Source organism: Pseudarthrobacter sp. (assembly GCF_036675385.1).
Lineage (GTDB): Bacteria > Actinomycetota > Actinomycetes > Actinomycetales > Micrococcaceae > Arthrobacter.
Map to the genome: position 1 here is coordinate 1 of NZ_JAKFFD010000051.1, position 2855 is coordinate 2855.

At 63.4% G+C, this 2855-nt stretch carries 2 protein-coding genes and 1 pseudogene; 1 reads left to right on the forward strand and 2 read right to left on the reverse strand.

Annotated features, from left to right (window positions below):
• A pseudogene (locus tag V6M49_RS04755) lies at positions 1-197 on the forward strand (enoyl-CoA hydratase); the annotation flags it as partial.
• 15 nt (positions 198-212) lie between these two features.
• Here the strand turns inward: V6M49_RS04755 and V6M49_RS04760 are convergent.
• Positions 213-1352, reverse strand: coding sequence for an RCC1 domain-containing protein (locus V6M49_RS04760; protein WP_332760299.1), 1140 nt, complete (start codon positions 1350-1352; stop codon positions 213-215).
• A gap of 9 nt (positions 1353-1361) precedes the next feature.
• Positions 1362-2495 carry an RCC1 domain-containing protein gene (locus V6M49_RS04765; protein ID WP_332760301.1) on the reverse strand — a complete coding sequence of 378 codons (1134 nt, stop codon included), beginning with the start codon at positions 2493-2495 and terminating at the stop codon, positions 1362-1364.
• Positions 2496-2855 lie beyond the last annotated feature (360 nt).

The following is a 2855-nucleotide window of genomic DNA, read 5'->3' on the forward strand; positions in this document are numbered from 1 at the left end:
AGGGCGACGTCGCCCGTGTTCTCGGTGACCTGGTCAAGGGCTACCCGCAGGGTCTGCGCGAGTCCAAGAAGCTGCTCAACCACGACCTGGTCGCCCGTATCGACGCACTTGGCGAGCAGGTTGCGGCCCAGTCGGCAGCCTTGTTCGGCAGCGACGAAGCCCGCGAAGCGATGACGGCATTCCTGAGCAAGAAGTAGCGCTTCAGCCAGGCCTCAGTTGATTTTCTTTGGCGTGAGCCGGTCGGTGGTGGTGCCGTCGCCGAGGCGTCCGCTGGTGTTGCTTCCCCAGCAGTAGGCGTAGCCGGTGGTGTGGCGGGCGCAGGTGTGGGCGACGCCGGGGGTCACGTTGGTCCAACTGGTGGAGGTGCCGACCTTTGTTGGGGTGAGCCGTTGAGATGTGGTGCCGTCCCCGAGTCGTCCGCTGCCGTTGAACCCCCAGCAGTAGAGGGAGCCGGTGGTGTGGCGGGCGCAGGAGTGGTAGCCGCCGGTGGCAATGGCGGTCCAGTTGGTGGAGGTGCCGACCTTCTTGGGCGCATGCCGGTTCGTGGTGGTGCCGTCGCCAAGCTGTCCGTTTCCGTTGTGCCCCCAGCAGTAGACCGAGCCGGAGTTGTGGCGCGCGCAAGTGAAATAGATGCTGGCGTCAACACTGCTCCAACTGGTGGAGGTGCCGACCTTCTTCGGGGTGGTTCGAGTCGTAGTCGTGCCGTCGCCGAGCTGACCGTACGTGTTGAGTCCCCAGCAGTAGAGGGAGCCTGAGGAGTGGCGTGCGCAGGTGTGGCGGCCGCCGGTGGTGACGGCGGTCCAGTTGGTGGAGGTGCCGACCTTCTTGGGCGTGGTGCGGTCGGTGGTGGTGCCGTCGCCGAGCATCCCGCCCTGGTTGCTGCCCCAGCAGTAGAGGGAGCCTGAGGAGTGGCGTGCGCAGGTGTGATTGTCGCCGGCGGTGACGGCGGTCCAGCTGGTGGAGGCGCCGACCTTCGTGGGCTTGTACCGGTGGGTGATGACGCCGATTCCGAGTTGTCCGAATTCGTTGTCTCCCCAGCAGTAGAGGGAACCGGAGTTGTGGCGGGCGCAGGTGTGACTGTCTCCGGAAGCGACGCTGGTCCAGTTGGTGGAGGTGCCGATCCTCGTAGGTGTCGTGCGGTCGGTGGTGGTGTCGTCTCCAACCTGCCCGTCAGAGTTTTCTCCCCAACAGAACAGGGCGTGGTCGGTGCGGATTGCACAGGTGTGCTCGCCGCCGGCACTGATCGACAACCACTTGGGGGTGCTGGCCTGGGCGGATCCAGCAGCAGTGAGTGACATCACGGCGGTCAGCGCCATCGCTGCGGTGATTCGAAGAATGTTCCTCATGTCCATGCCCGTCCCTTAGCTGATCTTGGTCGGTGTTGATTTGTCTACGTAGCTGCCGATCCCGAGTTCGCCGTCGTCGTTCTGTCCCCAGCAGTACGCATAGCCCGACGAATGGCGAGCGCAGGTGTGGAATCCGCCTGCAGCGGCGCTCGTCCAGTTGGTGGAGGTGCCGACCTTCTTGGGAGTGAGCCTCTGGGTGGTGGTGCCGTCACCGACCTGACCTTCGGAGTTTCTTCCCCAGCAGTACAGAGAGCCGGAGGTGTGGCGGGCGCAGGTGTGATAAATGCCGCCGGCGACACTCGTCCAGTTGGTGGAGGTGCCGACCTTCTTGGGTGTGAGCTTGTTGATGACTGTGCCGTCGCCGAGTTGTCCGTAACCATTGTGTCCCCAGCAGTAAAGAGAGCCGGAGCTGTGGCGTGCGCAACTGTGATAATCACCCGTGTTGATGCTGGTCCAGTTGGTGGAGGTGCCGACCTTCTTGGGTGTGAGCGACCCGGCGGTCGTGCCGTCGCCGAGTTGTCCGTTGCTGTTGTTTCCCCAGCAGTAGACAGAGCCGGAGGTGTGGCGTGCGCAGGTGTAGTAGGTGCCAGCGTCAACGCTGCTCCAGCTGGTGGAGGCGCCGACCTTCTTCGGCGTGAGACGAGTTGTGATGGTGCCGTCACCGAGCTGCCCGTATTGGTTGAATCCCCAGCAGTAGATGGATCCGGAGTTGTGGCGTGCGCAGGTGTGATAGCCGCCGGCAGTGACGGCGGTCCAGCTGGTGGAGGTGCCGACCTTCTTGGGGGTGAGCCGGTCGTCGGTGGTGCCGTCCCCGACTTGACCCAGGTTGTTGTATCCCCAGCAGTAGAGGGATCCGGAGCTGTGGCGTGCGCAGGTGTGATCAACGCCGGCTGCGACCGCGGTCCAGCTGGTGGAGGTGCCGACCCTCTTGGGGCTGGTTCGCTCGGTGTTGGTGCCATCCCCGAGCTGTCCGTTGCTGTTGTCTCCCCAACAGAAGAGCGCGTGGTCGGTGCGAATTGCGCAGGTGTGGTCACCGCCTGCACTGATCGACAACCACTTGGGGGTACTGGCCTGGGCCGCCCCACTCGCAAACAGCGATGTCGCGACGGTCATCAATAGTGCCGCAGTGATCCGAACGATGGTCTTCATGTGAACTCCTCGAGGGAGGTGCTCCAACTGGCGATTCTGTGACCGTGCTGCTCAGTTGGTGAAGGTCCTTGCTGGCCCGATTTCGGGGTAGCCCGATAGTAGGGGCAGAACTCCATATTTGGACAGCAAAGTCTGGAACTACGTTTTGACGGCTACGGGGCGCCGCACAAGATTGGGTGGCGACCCGACCTCGACCTGCGCGTAGTTGTGTGGAGTCCGCCACCTGAGAGCCGCCTACGGAATAGATCACCCACCGCCTAGACTTATGAGTTCGACAAACGGCAAAGGGGCTGGGGTGACGACACACAGCGCTGAGCACATTGCTCAGCAAGAAGTCGCTGCCGAGCAGGCCTACGTCGA